Source organism: Kitasatospora sp. NPDC091257 (assembly GCF_044757675.1).
Classification (GTDB): domain Bacteria; phylum Actinomycetota; class Actinomycetes; order Streptomycetales; family Streptomycetaceae; genus Kitasatospora; species Kitasatospora lactacystinica.
On sequence record NZ_JBIVVI010001915.1, the window covers coordinates 1 to 1,000 of the forward strand.

Here is a 1,000-nt window from a genome sequence, read left to right on the forward strand (position 1 = left end):
GGGGTGTCCCACACCGTGGTGGTCTCCGCGGACGGCCTCCTGCTGTGCATGTCCGAGGGCTTCCCCAGGGACCGGGCCGACCAGTTGGCGGCGGTCGCCTCCGGTCTCACCTCGCTGACCAACGGTGCGAGCCGGATCTTCGAGGGCGGCGAGGTCAACCAGACCGTGGTCGAGATGGAGCGGGGGTTCCTGTTCCTGATGGCCGTCAGCGACGGCTCGGCGCTGGCCGTCCTGGCCGCCCCGGACTCCGACATCGGCCTCGTCGGCTACGAGATGGCCCTGCTCGTCGACCGGGCCGGCGCCGTCCTCACCCCCGCACTCCGCGCGGAACTCCAGGGCAGTCTCCTGCACTGACCCGGGGCTCCCGCGCGGATCCGTCCACCCCGTCCCACCTGCCCTCGCCGGGTCCGACCCGACCGGACCCGGCGAACCACCCTCAGCTACCCTCAGGCAGCTGATCTCGCCTCAGCTGGCACCGCCCCAGCTGGAACCGGCTGCTCAAGGCTGCAGCACTAGGAGGACCCATGACCCCGCCTTCGACACCCGCCGGCTCGTACGGCAACGGGTACGGCAGCGGCTACGGCGGGCAGCAGTCCGACGGCTACGAGCAGCAGCCGCTGGTCCGCCCGTACGCGATGACCGGCGGCCGGACCCGCCCGCGGTACCAGCTCGCCATCGAGGCCCTGATCTCCACGACCGGCTCGGCCGACCGGGCCAGCGGACTGCTGCCCGAGCACGCCCGGATCGTCAGCCTCTGCCGCGAGGTCAAGTCCATCGCGGAGATCTCCGCACTGGCCGGCGTGCCGCTCGGTGTCGCCCGCATCCTCGTCGCCGACCTTGCCGAGGCCGGTCTCGTCGCCATCCACCAGCCCGCCGCCGCGGGCGAGTCGGGCGGAACGCCCGATGTCACGCTGCTCGAAAGGGTCCTCAGTGGACTTCGCAAGCTCTAACGCGGCCGCCCCCACCCGCGCCACCACCTCCGCGAAGATCGTCGTCGCGG

2 protein-coding genes are annotated in these 1,000 nt (G+C 72.4%); both read left to right on the forward strand.

The window, feature by feature from the left end; genetic code table 11:
* Positions 1 to 354 (forward strand): roadblock/LC7 domain-containing protein (locus tag ACIQOV_RS42850; protein ID WP_401056726.1); only part of this gene is annotated, 354 nt, incomplete at its 5' end.
* Positions 355 to 524: 170 nt separating this feature from the next.
* On the forward strand, positions 525 to 950 hold the full coding sequence (locus tag ACIQOV_RS42855) for a DUF742 domain-containing protein (protein ID WP_380456468.1): 426 nt from the start codon (positions 525 to 527) through the stop codon (positions 948 to 950).
* The last annotated feature ends 50 nt before the right edge of the window (positions 951 to 1,000 follow it).

What these genes read in the sequence shown, in the direction of transcription:
- ACIQOV_RS42855 (WP_380456468.1), top strand. Translation starts at nt 525, where the DNA reads ATGACCCCGCCTTCGACACCCGCCGGCTCGTACGGCAACGGGTACGGC.